Genomic DNA, 18,066 nt, shown 5'->3' with positions numbered 1-18,066 from the left:
ACCCTGCCCGGTCGCATGTCGATAAATCAATAATCGTCGTTCTTTTCCGGCGGCACAAGGCCTTCGATACCGGCCAGAAGATCTTCTTCTGACATCTGGTCGAAGTTGATGCTTTCTGGCGCATCGTCGTCTTCTGCGTCGGCGGAAGAACCTGCGGCAGCAATCGAGACCGGATCGGGCTCTGGCTCGTCCACTTCCACATGCTTCTGCAGCGAGTGGATCAGATCTTCCTTGAGGTCGTCAGGCGACAGCGTTTCGTCGGCGATTTCGCGCAGGGCGACGACCGGATTCTTGTCGTTGTCACGATCGATCGTAATCTGCGACCCTTGAGAAATCTGGCGCGCACGGTGGCTGGCGAGCAGAACAAGCTCGAAACGGTTGTCTACTTTATCAATGCAATCTTCTACGGTGACACGGGCCATTGCCTGTCCTTTGCGGTCTTATATGTCGCGGATTACCCGTCCCGATACAGGCATTGGCCAGAGATTTCAAGTTTTTCCTGATCTGCCCACGTTCAAAGCACGTTTTAACTCATATTCCGTCAATTGGATTAAACTTTGCACATAATTCTAGGAAAGGGACTGGACTGCGGAACCATGACGCTTATATGAATGCTTAATAATGTACCGCAAACAGCGCTCATATTCGCTAACTCGTACTCATTAAATTATTGGCGGCCCGTTCGCCTAGGAAGGATATGGTTTTATGTTCGACCCACGTGAGAAAATTGCACTCTTTATCGATGGGGCCAATCTCTACGCTGCTTCAAAAAGCCTCGGCTTTGATATCGATTATCGCAAGCTTTTGAAGGCCTTCCAGAAGCGCGGATATCTGCTGCGCGCCTATTATTACACCGCGTTGATCGAAGATCAGGAATATTCCTCGATCCGCCCGCTAATCGATTGGCTGGACTATAATGGTTACAAGGTTGTGACAAAGCCCGCCAAGGAATTCACCGACGCCATGGGCCGCCGCAAGATCAAGGGCAACATGGACATCGAGCTCGCAGTCGATGCCATGGAGCAGTCCGAAACCGTGGACCATCTGGTGCTATTCTCCGGCGACGGCGATTTCACCACTCTGGTCGATGCGCTGCAGCGTCGTGGCCGCAAGGTCTCGGTCATCTCGACCATGTCCACGCAGCCACCCATGATCGCCGACGACCTTCGTCGCCAGGCGGACCACTTCATCGATCTCTTGTCCTTGAAGGCGGAAATCGGTCGCGATCCGAGCGAACGCGCTCACCGCGTCGTGGAAAATACCGAATCGGTCGAGTAAACGTTTACATCTCGCTCCAAATACACCGCGCGAAGCTCAAAAGAGCTTCGCGTTTTTGTATGTATTTCTCGGATTTATACATCCGGTTGGCTAATTTTAGTAAATAATTAAGTATAAAAATGCTTTCTACACCTTGATAAGACGCGATGGGGATCGTGTTCTGGAATTTCAGGGGTTTTGAAAATGAGCGGACAACAGGCAGGCCATCAACTTTCGGAAAGGCTCGAGTTCCTCGGCCTTGGCCCCGAGCAAAAACGCAGTCTGGCCGCCTTGAAGCCCGCCATTACGGCCTCCCTCGATGCATCGTTGGACACGTTTTATAAAAAAGCGCGCACTGTTCCAGATACCGCCAAGTTCTTTAGCAGCGAAGCGCACATTCAGCATGCCAAGAGCATGCAGATCAAACACTGGTCGCGCATCGCGTCTGCGACGTTCGACAGTGACTATACGGCAGCCGTCACCGCCATCGGTCGCACCCATGCACGACTGGGGCTTGAGCCGCGCTGGTATATCGGCGGTTATGCTCTTATTCTGGAAGGCATCATCCACGCCGTCATCAGCTCGCAGCTGAAGGGCTTCATGGTCGAAAAGAAAGGCAAGCAGCTTGCCAAGGACATGACCGTCGCCGTCAAGGCAGCCCTGCTCGATATCGATTATTCGATTTCCGTCTATCTCGAAGCCCTTGCCGAAGAGCGCGCCAGATCCGAGCAGGAACAGGAACGCATGAAGCAGGAGCAGCAGCGGGTTCTCTCTCTGCTCAACACCGCGCTGGACCACATGGCGCAGGGCGATTTGTCCTCGCGGATGGACGGTGACTTTGCCCCCGAGTTCGATGGATTGAAAGCCAATTTCAACACGGCAGTCAGCAAGCTCTCCGGCGCATTCTCCGAAATCATCGAAGAATCTCAAAAGATTTCCGCCAATACGCGTGAACTGACGGCGTCCACGGACGACATGGCTCGCCGCACGGAGCAGCAGGCGGCATCCCTCGAAGAGACAGCCGCAGCACTCGAACAGATCACGACGATCTCCAAACAATCCGCCCAGCGCACCGAGCAGGCTCACGACATCGTCAAGAGTTCAGCCGACGAGGCCGAGCGCTCACGCCACATCGTTACCGAAGCGGTGGAGGCCATGAGTGCCATCGAGCAGTCCTCGCAAAAAATCACTCAGATCGTCAGCGTCATCGATGAAATCGCGTTCCAGACCAACCTTCTGGCCTTGAATGCAGGCGTCGAAGCGGCCCGTGCGGGTGAAGCCGGTAAGGGCTTTGCCGTTGTGGCGCAGGAAGTGCGCGAACTGGCGCAACGCTCTGCCAATGCCGCCAAGGAAATCCGCGGACTGATCGACAAGTCATCGCAAGATGTTGCAAACGGCGTGTCACTGGTGAACCGAACCGGCGAAGCTTTGAATTCGATCGGCGGTAAAGTGTATCACATTCAGGATCACATCGGCGCCATAACACAGGCCGTGCAGGAACAGGCGATGGGCATTCAGGAGATCAATTCTGCAATCAGCAGCATGGATCAATTGACCCAGCAAAACGCCGCCATGGTCGAAGAAACAAACGCGGCGACCCATGGTCTCAGCGATATCAGCAGCAATCTTGCCACGCTGGTCAGCCGGTTCAACGTCCAGACATCCATGAGCTACCGTCAGCCGACATATCGCGCAGCCTGACGTCCCGACCAACAGGTTTTTCCTCACGGAAAGATACGCAAAAAGCGCTGCAAACCACACCGGTTTCGCGGCGCTTTTCGCTTTCTGCGCGAACTGATGCAGCATGTCACGCAATTGTTCCCAAGCTTTTCAAATCATTTCTTTTTTCTATGGTAATGCTGGGAAATATTGTATCAAATGTTCCTAATGATCGGCTGCTTCGGGCCGAACTGGCAACCATAGCATCAGATTAAAAAGGCCCATGGAAGGTTCAAATTCCAGAGAAGAGCGCCGCCTGGCCGCGCTTGAAAGCTATAACGTACTGGATACGCCGCGAGAGCAGGATTTCGATGACATCGCACAGTTGGCTTCGACGATCTGCGGCACGCCCATTGCCGTCGTCAATCTGATCGGAGATGGCAGACAGTTTTTCAAGGCAGAGGTCGGGCTGGGCGTGCGGGAAACGCCGCTGGACAGTTCCTTTTGCGCCCGCGCCATTCTCGAACACGACGTCATGGTCGTTCCCGATGCGACGAAAGATCCGCGATTCAACTGCAATCCCCTCGTCACCGGCGAGCCGCATATCCGGTTTTATGCCGGCGCCTTGCTGAAGTCCGACGACGGCTTTCCGATCGGCACGGTCTGTGCGCTGGGCCATGAACCGCAGGAGTTGAGCCAGGCGCAGATATCCGCCTTGAAGGCACTCTCCCGTCAGGTCATGTCGCAGCTGGAGTTGCGCCGCACGCTGCATTCCGCCTCTTATGACCTCGCTCTGGAACGTCGCCTTTCGGCTCAAAGAAAAATACGCGCGACGAAAGTAGGTGCCCAGAACGAAAAGCTGCTGCTGGACGATGCGCGCTCGAAAGCTGCGCATGACGCTGGTGGCATTGGAATATTCGAGGTGGACATCGAAACCGATCAGATGATCGTTTCGGACGAGTTTTGCCGCATCTTCGGTGTGCCGGAGCAGCCGAACTACACAGCCCAGGTCTTTCAGAACCTCATCATCGACGCAGATCGCAAGGTCGCCTCCGAAACGACAACACGCGGCAGCGCGACTGCCCAGTTGAATGTCGAGTACCGGGTGCGTCGCGGCAACGACCAGCGTGTCCGTTGGGTTGCACGCCGTGCCCAGTTCGTCGAGGATCAGAACGGAAAGCCGGTCAAGATGATCGGCGTGGTCATCGACATCACCGATTCCAAGCGCAAGGATGCCCGCATCGCCGCACTTCTGACGCTTGGCGACAGATTGCGCGTGGGAAAGACGGTCGAAGACATTTCCCGCATCACCTCCGAAATTCTGGCCGAAGGCCTCGGCGTCAGCCGGTCCGGTTACGCCTCGGTGAACATTGCGACAGACAGCCTGTTCATCGAGTTCAACTGGCTGGCCCCCGGTGCCACCTCTATTGCAGGGCATCAGCCGCTCAACGAATTCAAGGCGACCATCAAGCGTCTGGAAATCGGAGATACGCTGGCCGTGCCGAACATCAATGCGGCCAGCTGGCTGGATGACGATGCAGCAGCCTATGCGGCCATGGGTGTCCGCTCCTTCGTCAAGGTCCCCATCATCGACCGGGGCGCGCTGGTCGGCATTCTTTTCGCCCACGATTCGCGTCCCCGTTTCTGGAGCAAGCTGGAACTGGATTTCGCATGGGGCGTGGCCGACAGAGCCTATGCGGCCATCGCCAGGCTGAACGCGGAGTCCGAGCAACGCGTTCTCAATCAGGAACTCAGCCACCGTCTCAAGAACACTCTTTCCATCGTTCAGGCCATCGCGGCCCAGACGCTGCGGAACGTGACCGAGAAAGATGCCGTGGCTGCCTTCAACGGTCGTCTTCACGCATTAAGTTCAGCCCATGACGTTCTGCTGCAGCAATCATGGTCGACGGCACGGTTGCGGGAAGTCATCGGTAGGGTGATGCATCTTCATGCGGGAGACGGCAAGGTGGTCATGTCCGGCCCGGAGGTTCCGCTCGGTCCCAAGGCGGGCCTCTCCCTTTCGCTTCTGCTGCATGAACTGGGCACGAACGCCATCAAATACGGCGCGCTGTCCACGGAAGCGGGGTTGGTCGATATCAGTTGGCACGTTTCGGACGATTCCGAAAAGCCTATTCTAACCCTGAGGTGGGAAGAAAAAGGCGGCCCACCGGCCAATGAGCCAGAGCGCCGGGGATTTGGCTCTCGCCTGATCCGCATGGGCATTGCCGGGACCGGTGATGTGGAGAAGAACTTCACGCCGAAGGGCCTGATCGCAACCTTCCGCGCTCCGCTATCTCTGGTCATGGAACTGGGAGAATAAGGCTGGACTGCAAAACGGCATAGCCAGCTTGCTGCGCAAGCAGAGTATCGCGGTGCTGACTTAGCCAGCGCCGCCCTTCAGTATCCGCGATTTCTGGCGATTCCAGTCGCGTTCCTTTTCCGTCTCGCGCTTGTCGTGCAGTTTCTTGCCCTTGGCCAGCGCCAGTTCCAGCTTCGCACGGCCCTTGTCGTTGAAGTAGATCTTCAGCGGCACCAGTGTCATGCCTTCGCGGTTGATGCCCACGCGCATACGGTGGATTTCACGCTTCGACAACAGCAGTTTGCGGCGGCGGCGCGGCTCATGGTTGAACCGGTTTGCCTGTAGATATTCGGGCAGATGCGAATTGATCAACCAGATTTCGTTGCCCTCATCCGACGCATAGGATTCGGCAATATTGGCCTTGCCGTCGCGCAGGGATTTGACCTCGGTGCCGGTCAACACGATGCCAGCCTCGTAAGTATCGAGGATTTCATAATTGAAGCGGGCCTTGCGGTTTTCCGCAACGACCTTGTTCACCACGCGCTGACTGCCTTTGGGGGCCATTTCTCAATCCGTTTTCATTCGCCCGCATACTGTCTGCGGCTCGGCATCTATGTAGTGACAAAGTTGCCAAAAGTGAAGGTGCGCCTGACACGGCGCACCTTTACCGGTCTCAGTTGATGAGGCCCGCATGTTTCAGCGCCGCATCGATCGCGGCTTCCGTACCGGGCTCCAGCGTATCCATCAGCGGCGAGCGGACGGTGCGGTTGACGTTACGGGTGCGGGCCAGAGCATATTTGGTGCCGCAAACGCCGGGCTCCATGAAAATGGCCTTGTGCAGAGGCATCAGGCGGTCCTGATAATCCAGCGCCAGCGCATAGTTTCCAGCCAGCATTGCAGCTTGAAACTCTGCGCACAGACGCGGCGCGACATTGGCGGTGACTGAAATGCAGCCGACGCCGCCATGGGCGTTGAAGCCAAGCGCCGTGCCATCTTCGCCCGAGAGCTGGACGAAATTACGTCCGCAGGTGATGCGCTGTTCCGAAACACGGTCCAGCTTTCCGGTCGCATCTTTCACGCCGACGATGTTCTTATGCGCCTTGACCAGCGCGCCCATCGTTTCTGGCATCATGTCGATGACCGAACGCGGCGGAATGTTGTAGATCACGATGGGCAGCGTGACAGCCTCGGCAATGGCCGAGAAATGCGCAAACAGACCCTTCTGCGTCGGCTTGTTGTAGTAAGGCGTGACGACCAGCAACGCGTCGGCACCAACTTCCTGCGCATGCAGAGCAAGCTCGATGGCTTCGCGGGTGTTGTTGGAGCCAGCACCGGCAATGACCGGAACCCGTTTGCCCGCCGTTTCCACGCACAGTTCAACGACGCGTTTATGCTCGTCATGAGACAGGGTTGGAGACTCCCCTGTGGTTCCGACTGGCACGAGGCCGCTGCTGCCTTCGGCTATCTGCCACTCCACATGGGCGGCAAACGCCGTTTCGTCCACAGCGCCTTCGGCGGTGAACGGCGTAATGAGGGCGGGAATGGATCCCTTGAACATGCAAAACTCCTTGCGGCGAGCCAGTTCATGCTTCAGCCGCATTCCATGGTTAAAACGTTTGTCACATTAGATTGGGGCTACGCTACCGACAAGCTGTTAACAACGCCTTTTGGCCTGCGAAACGCAAATTGTTTCGCCGCCGATGACAGCGACAGGGCGACGGCCGCAAAAGACAATGCCGTTGTGCGATCACGCCTTTTTTGACCGAAATTTGATCACCAGCGGCATGGGCGATTAAGGTTCTGTTAATGCTGAAAGCAGCTAATGGAGGGCATGAAACCTGCACCACAAAGAGCCGCAAAACCGGATAACCTTTTTCAAGTGCTGCGCGAAGGACGACCTGTCGCGGCACGAAAAGGCCGTTCAAACGTCGCGAGTGAACGCATGAAGAAAGCAGCTTTAGGCTTGGCGATGGCGGGTCTTGCCGCAACGGTGTGGGGCGCATGGGCAGGCCCTGCGACCGAAAGCTCCGTCGTACCCCTGCCCTTTGCCAAGCCGGACGCGCCCGCCATACCCGCGTTCATGCCAGCGACACCAGAGGTGACCGGCTCCATCCTCCGGCCCAATGCGCCGCTCGACGTTTCCGACCTGAAGGCCGGTCTCGACGCGCTGTCCAGCCGAGATGCGCTGCGGGCGATTGCCATTCGCAATTCTCTGCCCGCAACCAATCTCGACCGCCATATTCTCACCTGGGCCATCGCTATTTCGGGGCAGAAAGACGTATCTTCCAGCGAAATCGCGACAGCACAGAGCGAGCTGAAGGGATGGCCGGGTACCGCCACCTTCCGTGCCAATGCGGAACGCGCCATGCTGCGCGAAAGTCCGCCTGCGGCACAGCTGATTGCTTATTTCGCCACCGGCGCGCCTGAAACGCCGGAGGGCACGATTGCCCTTGCACAGGCGCAGCAGACCACCGGTAACGAGGCGCAGGCACGCAAACTCATTCAAACGCTGTGGGTCAGCGAAGGCCTGGACACGGCGCTGGAAGACCGGGTCATCGATGAGTTTCCCGGCTTCCTATCGGCCGCCGATCACAAGGCGCGCATGGATTATCTGATGTATCGCAGCCGCATCAGCCAGGCAAAACGCTTCGGCGATCTCAGCAACGCGCAGCCGCTCTACACCGCGTGGGCCGCCGTTCTTCAGCGCACCAAGAATGCGGCAACTGCGCTCAATGCCGTCACGGGCCCTGCCCGCAACGACCCGGCTTTCCTCTTCGCCCGCATCGAGAACCTGCGCCATCAGCAAAAATACGACGACGCGGCAAAGCTTCTGGCGCAAGCGCCCAAGGAGCAGGCCAAACTCGTCAACCCCGGAGAATGGTGGAACGAGCGGCGCATCGTTGCGCGCGGGCTTGCCGACCTCGGGAATTTCAAGGACGCCTACCGCATCGTCGCCGATCATTCGGCAACATCGCCGGTGGATATCGCCGATGCGGAGTTCCACGCTGGCTGGTACGCCCTGCGGGCGCTGCAAGACCCCGTCGATGCCGCCAAGCATTTCAATCTGCTGCTGGAAACCTCGAATCGTCCCCTTTCTGCCTCCCGCGCCTATTACTGGCTGGGACGCGCCGCAGAAGCCGGTGGACCGGGCAACGCTCGTGAGTTCTTCACCAAGGCCGCAGCCCATCCCGGCACATTCTATGGCCAGTTGGCTGCTGCGCGCATCGGCACCACGACCATTAACGTGACCTACCCATCGCCGAGCGACAACGACCGTCAGCATTTTGCCGAACGCGAAGCCGTGCGCGCCATCGAACGGTTGGAAGCGGCAGGCTACAGCTGGCGGGCCGACAGCCTATACCGTGCTCTGGCCGAGCAGATGGACAGCCCAGGCGAGCTTGCCATTCTCGCCGCACGTGCGGAAAAGAACAACAATCACCAAGTCTCGCTCCAGATCGGCAAGACGGCCTTCAGCCGTGGAATCGATGCGGCGGCTCTTGCCTATCCGATCGGCGTCATACCCGGCACGGCAAATATTTCCGGCTCCGGCAAGGCGCTCGCCTATGCGATTGCCAGACAGGAAAGCGCCTTCAACCCCGCCGCCGTCTCTCCCGCCAATGCGCGTGGCCTGCTACAACTTCTACCCGGCACCGCCAAAGGCGTCGCCAGCCGCCACGGCATGGATTTCACCCAGGCGAAACTCACGACCGACGCAGGCTACAACGCCACACTCGGCGCTCATTATCTCGGAGAACAGATCGACAGTTTCGGTGGCTCGTACATCCTGACCTTTATCGCCTATAATGCTGGCCCCAAGCGCGTCCCCGAATGGATCGGCCGCTACGGCGACCCGCGCGGCAAACCCATCGATGACGTCGTCGACTGGATCGAACGCATCCCCTTCCCAGAAACCCGCAACTATGTGCAAAGGGTGATGGAGAATTACCAGGTCTACAAAACAAGGCTCGGCGAAAAGGCAGATATCATCGCCGACCTACGAAACGGTCGAGCCGGATAGACCGTCCACCTTCGAAGAACCCAAAAGCGCCGAGAGACCGGCGCTTTTTTATTTCTGCATCGCGGTAAGGCTCAAAAAGACAGCTATTTTCCCGAAGCCACAGAAACGAAAAAGCCCGGCTCGAAAGCCGGGCTCATCTCATTGACCGGAGGTCAAATCAGATTAGAAGTCGCGCTGAAGGCGAACGAAGCCAGTCCACTGCTCGTCACGATCGTCTTCGTCGTAGTAGTTGGCTGTTACCTTTGTGGTCAGACCCTGTGTGATCTTGTAGTCAACCGTTACACCGGCAGTCCAAGCGTCGCGGTTCGACCAGCTGTCGCCACGGCGGATCACGTCAGATGTGATTGCTGTAGAAGACGTGTCAACTACACCAGCCAACGATACTACGTCAGCAACATTGCCGAGGTACTGAGCAGCAGGCGTAATTGTCAGCTTGTCAGTTGCCTTGATTGCGTATTCGGCTGCAACAGCCCACTCAGAGAGAGCGTAGTATGCGTTACCACCGGAAGCCCAAACGCCAGACAGACCAAGTGTACCTGGTCCAAGATCAGCGAATACCAACGCACGGATTGCGCCTTCTTCCTGATCGACGTCGTAAGAACCAATCAGCTGAAGTGTTGCTGCGCCGAACTTTGCGCCAACGCCGCCAGTGATACCGACGTTGTTGTCGGTTTCCTGGGAGAATACGCCGCCGTTGCTGCGAACGAGCTGAGTGTCTTTGTTCTCAAGTTCATCAACCGAGATACCAGCCCAGAACGAACCAGCATCGTATGTGTAACGAACAGAGTTGAACAGCGTGTTCGAAGAAAGCAGGTCAGTTTCGCCCGAGAGATCGTCATCCCACCAGCTGTAGAACTTACCAACCTTCAGGCCGCCAAGCTCGATGAACGACTGCTGGATGTTGAGACCAGAAGCGCCGTCGTAGTCAGCATCGCCACGGAATTCGATGAAGCCACGAACTGCACCGAGTTCTGTGTCTGTCTTGGTGTCAATGTTGAACTGCGTACGCGTGAACGAGTTCCAGTCAGAGGTGCCGGACTTGTCGCGACCGTGCCGAAAGCGTCGCAAACGCGAACGTATTCGAGGGGCTCAGGCTCAGCAGCGACGATAGCGTCAGCAGCCTGGGCGCCGGATACTGCTGCGAGAGCCGCAGCGGAGCCGATCAAAAGGCTCTTAATGTTCATGGTTGACCTCCAGTCAAAGTGGTTCAAGCAACAGTGGGAATGCAGAAATTGCTGTGCTGCTCTGTGATTGATTAAACTGAAAAGGCGAGATTCGCGCAATCGTGAAGGAAACAATTTCGTCACAATGCAGGCTGCTTCATACCGGGCTGTTGCCAATTCGCTACAAATTAGCGCTTGCAACGTGAGAGTGTTACCCAACTGTTAATGCCAGCCCGTAGGAGAACCGTAGGCAACAAAACTTTTCTCACAACGCCAACACAAAAAAACCCGGCTCGAAAGCCGGGTTTTCCATCACTGACAAAAGTCAGATGATTAGAAGTTACGCTGCAGGCGAACGAAACCGGTGACCTGATCGCCACGTCCGTCTTCGTCGTAGTAGTTTGCAGTAACCTTAGTGGAAAGGCCGTCGGTGATTTTGTAGTCAACCGTTACACCGGCAGTCCATGCATCGCGGCTCGACCATTCGTCACCACGACGAACAGTCGTCGAGTTGGCGGAGATTGCCGTACCGTTGGTGATAGCAAGAGCAGGACCGTTTGTGCGAGCAGCGTCAGCAACATTGCCGAAGTACTGAGCAGCTGGCGTGATCGTCAACTTGTCAGTTGCCTTGATTGCGTATTCAGCAGCAACAACCCACTCAGAGCGGTTGAAGTATGCAGAACCGCCAGACGCGTAGATACCAGCCAAGCCAAGCGTGCCAGGACCGATGTCAGCCGTACCGATGAGGCGAACTGCGCCTTCTTCACGGTCAACGTCATAGCCGCCGATCAGCTGAAGAGTAACGCCAGCAAGCTTGGCACCAACGCCAGCAGCGATACCAACATTGTTTTCTGGCTCAGAACCTGGGAACGCAGTCGGAACAACGAGAACGTTGCCAGAGCGCGTCAGGCCGCCGAAGCCTTCCAGCTCATCAACCGAAACGCCAGCCCAGAAAGAACCTGCGTCGTAAACGTAACGGATGGAGTTGAAGAGAGCCTGAGTGTTGAGGTAGTCGGTCTCACCAGAAAGGCTGTCGTCCCACCAGCTGTAGAACTTACCGACCTTCAGGCCGCCGAGTTCGATGAATGCCTGCTGGATGTTGAGGGCAGAAGCGCCGTCGTAGTCAGCATCGCCACGGAATTCGATGAAGCCGCGAACTGCACCAACTTCGGTGTCGGTCTTGGTGTCGATGTTGAACTGCGTACGTGTGAAGGAATCCCAGTCAGACGTGCCAGTGCCGAAAGCGTCGCAAACGCGAACGTATTCGAGGGGCTCAGGCTCAGCAGCGACGATAGCGTCAGCAGCCTGGGCGCCGGATACTGCTGCGAGAGCTGCAGCGGAGCCGATCAAAAGGCTCTTGATGTTCATGTTGACCTCCAGTCAAGTTTCAAAAGGGTCTGGGTTCTTAAGCTGAAGGACAGCATTCCCTGCCCCATTCCCGTGTTCTCGAAAACGGACGATCCACCGCCTCGCTTCCGTTGCTGAAAATACAAAAGGCTGACGTGCTTGCAATCGGCAATGATGAATATGACGGCTTTCTACACGAGCTTCACCTCACCATGTTGCTCAAAAAACACAATTTGGGCACGGCGGGTCTGAAAAGGTTTACGAGATGTTAAAAAAAGGGTTTGGAATCCGTCACTTATTGGTGGAACGGAAGGATGCCCGATTTGCCACAAGGCGGCAGAATCGTGGCAAACAGGCCTTTATAGGGGTGTTTGCGGGCTTCCGGCGCAGAGCGAGAATCGTGTCCCATTCTGCAGCGCCGCGAAAAAGACGCGGGGTGCCCGACAGAATCGCGCTGGTGCGCCAAAGCGATTCTTCGACGTGGCAGCCAAACGCTTGGTGATTCCCTTTGAGACAAATGACGCGACCTGGAAAAAGGTGGTGGGGAAACGGTTCTTTTTCGCCTCTTTATAGAAAAGGCCTTGCATTCGATTTTTTTACGCAATAATCAGGCGGCACCGGAGAGGTGGCCGAGTGGTCGAAGGCGCTCCCCTGCTAAGGGAGTATACGTCAAAAGCGTATCGTGGGTTCGAATCCCATCCTCTCCGCCATATGTAACCCATTGATATTTCTTCAGAATTTGCCGTTTTTCGGGAATCTCTACCCACGAGAATACCCAAAAATACGACGGCGAATCGATGTATCTCACTCACCGGAAGACCGGTTTTCGTTTCCAGATCGCGGTGCCAGCCGACTTGCAAGTGCGAATCGGACGGACGCCCATCCGAATTCCGCTCCGCAATATGTCGGCATCGTCCGCTCGGCGGGCAGCCCGTTTACTCTCCGGTCACGCCGAGAGGCTATTCATCACCGTAAGAGCATTGCGGGGCAGCGACATGACAGACATCCGGGATGAGATCATCGCAGAACTCCATCAGCAGCTTGACGGTCTGCTTGAGCAATTCCGAGAATACCAAGACAAATCGGAGCGGTTGCTGGCCGTCGAAGTCCAGTCGGCGCGGCTGTCGGGACAGAATGACGCGATGACCTTGCTACAGCCGGTCGGTGCGCAACTGGGGATGCTTGCGGACGGTATGCAGGCCATCGAGAAAAAAGTGCGCAGCCTCCCGAAGAGGGGACAGGAAGACGCCGCCGATGCATTGACCTTGATGCAGACGCAAATGGCAGCACTGGCGGAGAAAGTGCAAATGTCGCTCGAAGGCGGGCCGCCACGACCGCTCATATCCGAGTGCCTTGAGACCTGGACGAAGGCACGGAGGGACACCGACATCGACAGCAAGAAAGTCGATACAGACTACAATCGAATCTCCGATTTTATCCGGTTTGCAGGCGACAAGCCCATCAACAAATACGGTTTTCTCGAATTTCAGAAATGGTCCAGCCTGCTGACCCGCGTTCCAGCCAATTTAAGTGTGCGCCCGGAATTCAAGGGCAAGACTCACCAGCAGGCAGCCGACTACAACGACCAGCGAAAAATCCCGTTCAAAAAGATGACGGCGACGACAATCGAAACGAATTATTTCTCCCCCTTGAAAATCTTCTTCCGACAGATGGCGGCACATCACAACTTCACTTCGCCGCTGGCCGACGCCAGGGTTTCGATATCCGGGCGCGAGTCTACCGAACGGCGTCCGCTCACGGTCGAAGAACTAAACCGTTGGTTCAAGCATGCGGCGGCGCAAGGCCGCGCCGAGATGAGGTGGCTGCCGCTGCTCGGAGCGATCACCGGAGCCAGAATCGGTGAACTTATTTTCCTGCAAGGCAAAGATATTTACCCGATGCAGGACGATAGCGGCACGAAACATTGGATACTCGATCTCCGCACAGATATTACCGACGAAGATGGAACGGCAGACGAGCGGAAACTAAAAAGCAGGGCCGCGCGGCGGCTGGTCGCGATCCACGAGATTTTCGTGACTGTCGGGTTCATAAAATATGCGCAGTCCCGAAGAGCAGATGACTGGCTATTTCCCGCCGCTTTCTATCACGGAAAAACACGTGTCGCCGATCCAGCCGACGCCGCTTCAAAGCGCATGAACAACATGCTCAAGAAAGTCGGTGTTCACGAACCGCAAAAAGTCGTGTTTCATTCCACACGACACACAGCGAAAGACATCATGCGACTCGCACGAGTTGATGACCGGACGAATGATATTCAGATCGGTCATGCGCTTGGGACGGTATCGAGGAACTACGGCTCGAAAGTCCTCGTCGCAGACGAAATAGAGGTACTGTCCGCCCTTCCACTGCCCAAAGGCCTCGACCTGTCGCCGTATCTCGAATCCGGGACCCGGCGCGGGTAGCCTCGCTCTTTTCCACGACGATTCTCCGCACCTTCGACCAGAGCCACGTGTCTCTGGTCGATCCGCTTCGCGGACCGGTACTCCCGAATAGTCGCGGAACCTTCTCGCTCGGTGACGTCCGACGTGCGCGCTCTTCTCACGCCCCGGAGGGGCTGCGGTCATCCCCCTTGCGGGACATGCCCTTCGAAAGAGCCTATGCGCGCACGGCTGACGTCAACCCCCGCCTACCGCCGCGCCCGGAGCCAAGGAGAGATGCCGCACATCGAGACGCCCGACTTTCGGTCGTTAGATCTTCGTTGGTCCTCTGCTTGGGTAATCCTGGGCTCAACCGTCGGAATCTGCTATAAAAACTTTGTAAAACAATGATTTATGGGGATTTCCATGGAAACAACAACGACGACGATCAAAGGTCTGGCGGTAGACGTCATCATTACCGAGACGACGCACAGAGACGCGCGAGGCATCCTCTTTTACCTCGCCACGATCTCTGTCCGGTCGCGCAAGACAGGCGTCGAGAAGATTGCCCGCCGGTCCCGCCTACCCGGAGCCGGGAAGGCCATAGCACGCGACGTCCAACGGCTAGGCGTCCGCGCACTCGACAGGCTGGTAGCATAACAGGAGACATCGCATGCATACCGAACTTGAAATACTCTATCCGATCTTCTCACTGTCGACACACGGTTCGAAGTGCAAGTCGTGCGTCATTCCTCGGCTGCTCACACGCGAGCTAAGGGACTGGGATCACGAGCAGCATGGATCACTCAGAGACGCGATAGAAGAGCATATCGAAAGCCGCTGCGGAGCGTGCCAAGATAGCGTCTGGGCAGAGCACGACGAAGAGGAAAATCACTACGTCATCAGCATCTACCAGAGAGAATAGAGAGCGTGGCCATCAGGCTCCGTTCTCATGCGAAGCGGCCGTGATACTCTCAAACTTCGTACGAACCGGTTTTCGTGACGAGTAATTTTCTCGGAATTTGGGCGGGTTAGGATACGGTGACGTCGCCCAGACGCCACGAGAAGGCCGTTTCCGGCGTCCTCATTTTGGGATTTCGACCTTCAGTCCGGGTTTTCGAGCGCCGGGCGCCCGCCGGCGATTTCGTCGTAGAGCTTGACGACGGCGTCGGCCAGAGCCTCGATGTCGTTCTTGTCGGCGACCTCGGGCGTCAAGAGATCGACATACGCGGCGTCGAGCGCGGCGAGTTGTTGCCGCTGGCCCAACGTCAGATGACCGAAAATCGCCCCGGCGTCGGTTTCTTTTTCCGTTACGTCTATCATCACGTTATCTCCTATCGCTTGCCGAGTCCCGGATCGGCGTTGTCTTCGTCCTCGACGTCCAGCTCCATCGCGGGAGCCAGGGACGGCAGCACCTCCGGCTCATTGGCGCTCTCGACACGCGCCGCCATCATGGCGCGCTGCACAAGTTCCGCCGGTCCCACGCCAACCCCGAGCATTCGCAGTTGGCTGCGGTCCTCGCTCGCGACCTGTCTGCGCAGCCAGTCATGACAAAGGGACGGCAGTCGATGTTCGAGAGCAGCACGAGCGGATTCGCGACGCCGCGGCGATGGAGAGTCTAGCTCGCGGACTAGGCGCCGCCATGACTTGAGAGCTGGCCGCAAGCGTGCCACGGGCGTCTCCGACGTCGCGAGTACGGAGTCCGGCTGCGGTTCGAGCCCGCGCTCGCGAGCCCAGGCGTCGCGGCCCAGCCCGTATCCCTGCGGCGGGTCATACCGCGTCCGGCGTCGGGAACGAGGAGCGATGTCAAACGCTGGTTCGGCTGGCTGCATGAGAGCGAGCGCAGCAGACAGCAGCGTCAGAAGTTGCAGAAGCGTCTTCGTCGCTGGGTCAGTTCGGCGTTCGCGGCGTCGAGCCAGATCGCGCCGCAGTTCGTCTACGCACGTTCGACGTCGCTTCCGTTCCTTCGATTCCATGCTCATGCCGACGCCTCCAACCCCTGCGACAAGCATGCGCGCCGGCTGGATTCGACGCAAATCCGAACGAACGTCTCGGTGGGCGGATGGAGGATTCAACGCCGATTCCTATGGGTTGGGACACGGCGACGTCTCGCCGAAGGGCTTAGAAGGCCACTTCCGACGTCCTCATTTTTGGAATCCAACGTTTCCGGGAGGTTTCCGGCCTCCGGGCGTCCCGGAGCCAGAGACGCCGCGCTCGGCGTCGAAAGCAGAAAGGGAGGCCGGAGCCTCCCTTTCAATCCGCCTTCACGGCGGTTAACAGTTAGGAACTCTGGAAATCAATCCATTGACCCAATCCATATACTTCAGAGCCGCCTACACGGCGGTGGACTGAAATCTCTGCGTATGCAGAGGCATTCGCTATTCTCTATGTAGAACGGTACATCTCTGCGTTTGCAGAGAACGTGCCACGAGGGAACGAACGGCCAGCATGTCAGGAATATCTCTGCGTGTGCAGAGGTCTTCCGTCGCGCTGACGAGATCACCATGACGCCCTCCAGTGATTTCCACAAGGGTATTTCTACCCTGTTTCGAAAGAAAGTTGACGCTGGTTAATAGACTGTAATTGTTGACAATACAGCAATTCAGCGGTGCCCCGGCGTCGGCCTCATGCCGAGACCGGGCCCCGGCTTCGGCGGGCGGAGGCGTTGCACGTCACGACGGGCGGCGTCGCGCTGCGCAGCCGTTTCCGTGAGTGCATTTTCAAAAGTCCGGGCTCGCTCCTCTGCCTTCCTACTGACGGCCTCAGCGGCACGGGCTTGCTTGTCGGCGGCGTCGGCACGGCGGTCGGCGGACGACGCTTGGTTACGCAGCCGATCCATCTCGACGGCCACGGCAGCGCGGATACGGTCAGCGACACGGCTCTGCAGGAAACCGTCGATTGCTGTCCGCAGCATCGAGGGCAGGCGCTGGAGACGAGCCGCTGCTGCCGTGACGCGGGCGGCTTCAGCGCGGGCGCGGGACATCATGGAGCGCGCCTTTCGCTGTTCAGCCACGGCTTTGTCATGCACGGACTTGGCGTGCTCTGAAACCGTCTTTGCTTTTGTGAGACGTTGAGCTGCTTCCGCCATCGCGGCGTCGGCCTCGGCGCGCAGCGCAGCGGCTTCCGATGTTGCCGTCAAAACCAGTGTCCCGACCTCGGCCTTTTTCGTAATGATGTGCGCCTCTATTTTTTCGTTCACGGCAGCGGCGCGATCCAGAGCGGCTTGCAACGCCTTGGCCTGGGCCGTCTCCCGCTGCCACTCGCCGCGCGGCAGATTCCGACGCCGAGGACCGAGACGAGCGAGGCCGCAGGGAACGCCGACGGTCTCGTGGTAGGCGTCTTGCCAGGCGCGCATCGCTGCCTTGTACTCCCTGTCGCCGCGCTTCGAGAGGGCTTTCGGATTCTCGCCGTCGCTGGGACCGGCGGCCATCGCCGTACGCTTCGCGACGACGCCTGGATGATGTCGCAAGGCACGCATCTCGGGATCGTCGGTCGGCACGACGTAAGCGTGGATATGATAGTGGGACTCGTCCTCGTGACGGACGACGCTTTTGAGATCGACGCCATACTGTGAACGAAGCCAGCCGATTGTTCGCGCTTCCCACGCCTTGACCTCAGTCCGCTTCACAGGGTCCGCACGGACTTCCTCCATAGTGTATGGATGCGAGGCGATGACCGTATGGAGCGTCTTGTGGTCTTGCCGAAGCTTGCGCGGCGTGCCCTTCTTTGGCGTGGTCCTTGCGGCGTCGGCGGCGGCATCGTGAAGCGCTTCGACCTCCGCGACGCCGACGCCGAAGACGACAACCGGCGGCGCAGGATTCGCGACGTGAAAAGACGCCAAAGGATCGCGGCGAGCCTCGGCGAATATGAAGGCTGCCGAGCGCCCCTTGTCGTCTCCCTTCCGGGAGAAGCTTTCGAGATGGACGAACTGATAGCCCATGCGTC

At 57.7% G+C, this 18,066-nt stretch carries 14 protein-coding genes and 1 tRNA gene; 7 read left to right on the top strand and 8 right to left on the bottom strand.

The window, feature by feature from the left end; translation table 11 throughout:
- Positions 1–26: 26 nt before the first annotated feature.
- Positions 27–422 (bottom strand): DNA-directed RNA polymerase subunit omega, encoded by a 396-nt coding sequence (gene rpoZ / locus ASF29_RS20425; protein WP_062452508.1) that lies wholly within the window; start codon positions 420–422, stop codon positions 27–29.
- A gap of 283 nt (positions 423–705) precedes the next feature.
- Between rpoZ and ASF29_RS20420 the strand changes: the two genes are divergently transcribed.
- The 3 genes from ASF29_RS20420 to ASF29_RS20410 all read left to right on the top strand — a co-directional run bounded on the left by ASF29_RS20420 (position 706) and on the right by ASF29_RS20410 (position 5,236).
- A complete protein-coding gene (locus ASF29_RS20420; protein WP_062452507.1) occupies positions 706–1,278 on the top strand; it encodes an NYN domain-containing protein in 573 nt (190 codons plus the stop codon).
- Between the two features lie 183 nt (positions 1,279–1,461).
- The gene (locus ASF29_RS20415; RefSeq protein WP_062452506.1) at positions 1,462–2,958 is read left to right on the top strand and encodes a globin-coupled sensor protein; all 1,497 of its coding nucleotides are present in this window, start codon (positions 1,462–1,464) and stop codon (positions 2,956–2,958) included.
- A 241-nt stretch (positions 2,959–3,199) separates the two neighbouring features.
- Entirely contained in the window at positions 3,200–5,236 is a 2,037-nt protein-coding gene (locus ASF29_RS20410) for a GAF domain-containing protein (protein WP_062452505.1), read from the top strand.
- 60 nt (positions 5,237–5,296) lie between these two features.
- Here ASF29_RS20410 and smpB read toward each other — a convergent pair whose 3' ends face one another.
- The gene (gene smpB / locus ASF29_RS20405) at positions 5,297–5,779 is read right to left on the bottom strand and encodes an SsrA-binding protein SmpB (RefSeq protein ID WP_062452504.1); all 483 of its coding nucleotides are present in this window, start codon (positions 5,777–5,779) and stop codon (positions 5,297–5,299) included.
- A 109-nt stretch (positions 5,780–5,888) separates the two neighbouring features.
- Positions 5,889–6,773 (bottom strand): 4-hydroxy-tetrahydrodipicolinate synthase, encoded by an 885-nt coding sequence (gene dapA, locus ASF29_RS20400; protein ID WP_062452634.1) that lies wholly within the window; start codon positions 6,771–6,773, stop codon positions 5,889–5,891.
- A gap of 384 nt (positions 6,774–7,157) precedes the next feature.
- On the opposite strand from dapA, the gene ASF29_RS20395 reads away from it, so the two are divergent.
- Positions 7,158–9,233 (top strand): lytic transglycosylase domain-containing protein, encoded by a 2,076-nt coding sequence (locus tag ASF29_RS20395; RefSeq protein ID WP_062452633.1) that lies wholly within the window; start codon positions 7,158–7,160, stop codon positions 9,231–9,233.
- Positions 9,234–9,395: 162 nt separating this feature from the next.
- Here the strand turns inward: ASF29_RS20395 and ASF29_RS20390 are convergent, their stop codons facing one another.
- Positions 9,396–10,301: a porin gene (locus tag ASF29_RS20390; protein WP_348271313.1), complete on the bottom strand. Its 906-nt coding sequence runs from the start codon at positions 10,299–10,301 to the stop codon at positions 9,396–9,398.
- Positions 10,302–10,729: 428 nt separating this feature from the next.
- Positions 10,730–11,764: a porin gene (locus ASF29_RS20385; protein ID WP_062452503.1), complete on the bottom strand. Its 1,035-nt coding sequence runs from the start codon at positions 11,762–11,764 to the stop codon at positions 10,730–10,732.
- A gap of 598 nt (positions 11,765–12,362) precedes the next feature.
- On the opposite strand from ASF29_RS20385, the gene ASF29_RS20380 reads away from it, so the two are divergent.
- The 3 genes from ASF29_RS20380 to ASF29_RS20370 all read left to right on the top strand — a co-directional run bounded on the left by ASF29_RS20380 (position 12,363) and on the right by ASF29_RS20370 (position 14,781).
- Positions 12,363–12,453 (top strand) — tRNA-Ser (locus ASF29_RS20380).
- A gap of 87 nt (positions 12,454–12,540) precedes the next feature.
- Entirely contained in the window at positions 12,541–14,166 is a 1,626-nt protein-coding gene (locus ASF29_RS20375) for a site-specific integrase (protein ID WP_062452502.1), read from the top strand.
- Positions 14,167–14,547: 381 nt separating this feature from the next.
- A complete protein-coding gene (locus tag ASF29_RS20370) occupies positions 14,548–14,781 on the top strand; it encodes a hypothetical protein (protein WP_156462764.1) in 234 nt (77 codons plus the stop codon).
- A gap of 444 nt (positions 14,782–15,225) precedes the next feature.
- Here the strand turns inward: ASF29_RS20370 and ASF29_RS20360 are convergent, their stop codons facing one another.
- The 3 genes from ASF29_RS20360 to ASF29_RS20350 form a co-directional block, all read right to left on the bottom strand.
- Complete coding sequence (locus ASF29_RS20360; RefSeq protein WP_062452499.1) at positions 15,226–15,444, bottom strand: hypothetical protein; 219 nt, start codon at positions 15,442–15,444, stop codon at positions 15,226–15,228.
- An 11-nt stretch (positions 15,445–15,455) separates the two neighbouring features.
- Positions 15,456–16,103, bottom strand: coding sequence for a hypothetical protein (locus ASF29_RS20355; protein ID WP_062452498.1), 648 nt, complete (start codon positions 16,101–16,103; stop codon positions 15,456–15,458).
- A 620-nt stretch (positions 16,104–16,723) separates the two neighbouring features.
- Complete coding sequence (locus tag ASF29_RS20350) at positions 16,724–18,061, bottom strand: hypothetical protein (RefSeq protein WP_062452497.1); 1,338 nt, start codon at positions 18,059–18,061, stop codon at positions 16,724–16,726.
- Positions 18,062–18,066 lie beyond the last annotated feature (5 nt).

The organism is Rhizobium sp. Leaf262, from assembly GCF_001422245.1.
Taxonomy (GTDB): Bacteria; Pseudomonadota; Alphaproteobacteria; order Rhizobiales; family Rhizobiaceae; genus Agrobacterium.
The sequence above is the reverse complement of the archived record's forward strand: the minus strand, read 5'-3'. Positions and strand labels throughout refer to the sequence as shown.

Bases quoted from the DNA above. Each gene is read 5' to 3' on its own strand.
- ASF29_RS20385 (WP_062452503.1), bottom strand. From the start codon at position 11,764: ATGAACATCAAGAGCCTTTTGATCGGCTCCGCTGCAGCTCTCGCAGCA.
- ASF29_RS20350 (WP_062452497.1), bottom strand. From the start codon at position 18,061: ATGGGCTATCAGTTCGTCCATCTCGAAAGCTTCTCCCGGAAGGGAGAC.
- rpoZ (WP_062452508.1), bottom strand. From the start codon at position 422: ATGGCCCGTGTCACCGTAGAAGATTGCATTGATAAAGTAGACAACCGT.
- smpB (WP_062452504.1), bottom strand. From the start codon at position 5,779: ATGGCCCCCAAAGGCAGTCAGCGCGTGGTGAACAAGGTCGTTGCGGAA.
- ASF29_RS20395 (WP_062452633.1), top strand. From the start codon at position 7,158: ATGAAGAAAGCAGCTTTAGGCTTGGCGATGGCGGGTCTTGCCGCAACG.
- ASF29_RS20415 (WP_062452506.1), top strand. From the start codon at position 1,462: ATGAGCGGACAACAGGCAGGCCATCAACTTTCGGAAAGGCTCGAGTTC.
- ASF29_RS20420 (WP_062452507.1), top strand. From the start codon at position 706: ATGTTCGACCCACGTGAGAAAATTGCACTCTTTATCGATGGGGCCAAT.
- ASF29_RS20370 (WP_156462764.1), top strand. From the start codon at position 14,548: ATGGAAACAACAACGACGACGATCAAAGGTCTGGCGGTAGACGTCATC.
- dapA (WP_062452634.1), bottom strand. From the start codon at position 6,773: ATGTTCAAGGGATCCATTCCCGCCCTCATTACGCCGTTCACCGCCGAA.
- ASF29_RS20410 (WP_062452505.1), top strand. From the start codon at position 3,200: ATGGAAGGTTCAAATTCCAGAGAAGAGCGCCGCCTGGCCGCGCTTGAA.
- ASF29_RS20375 (WP_062452502.1), top strand. From the start codon at position 12,541: ATGTATCTCACTCACCGGAAGACCGGTTTTCGTTTCCAGATCGCGGTG.
- ASF29_RS20355 (WP_062452498.1), bottom strand. From the start codon at position 16,103: ATGAGCATGGAATCGAAGGAACGGAAGCGACGTCGAACGTGCGTAGAC.
- ASF29_RS20360 (WP_062452499.1), bottom strand. From the start codon at position 15,444: ATGATAGACGTAACGGAAAAAGAAACCGACGCCGGGGCGATTTTCGGT.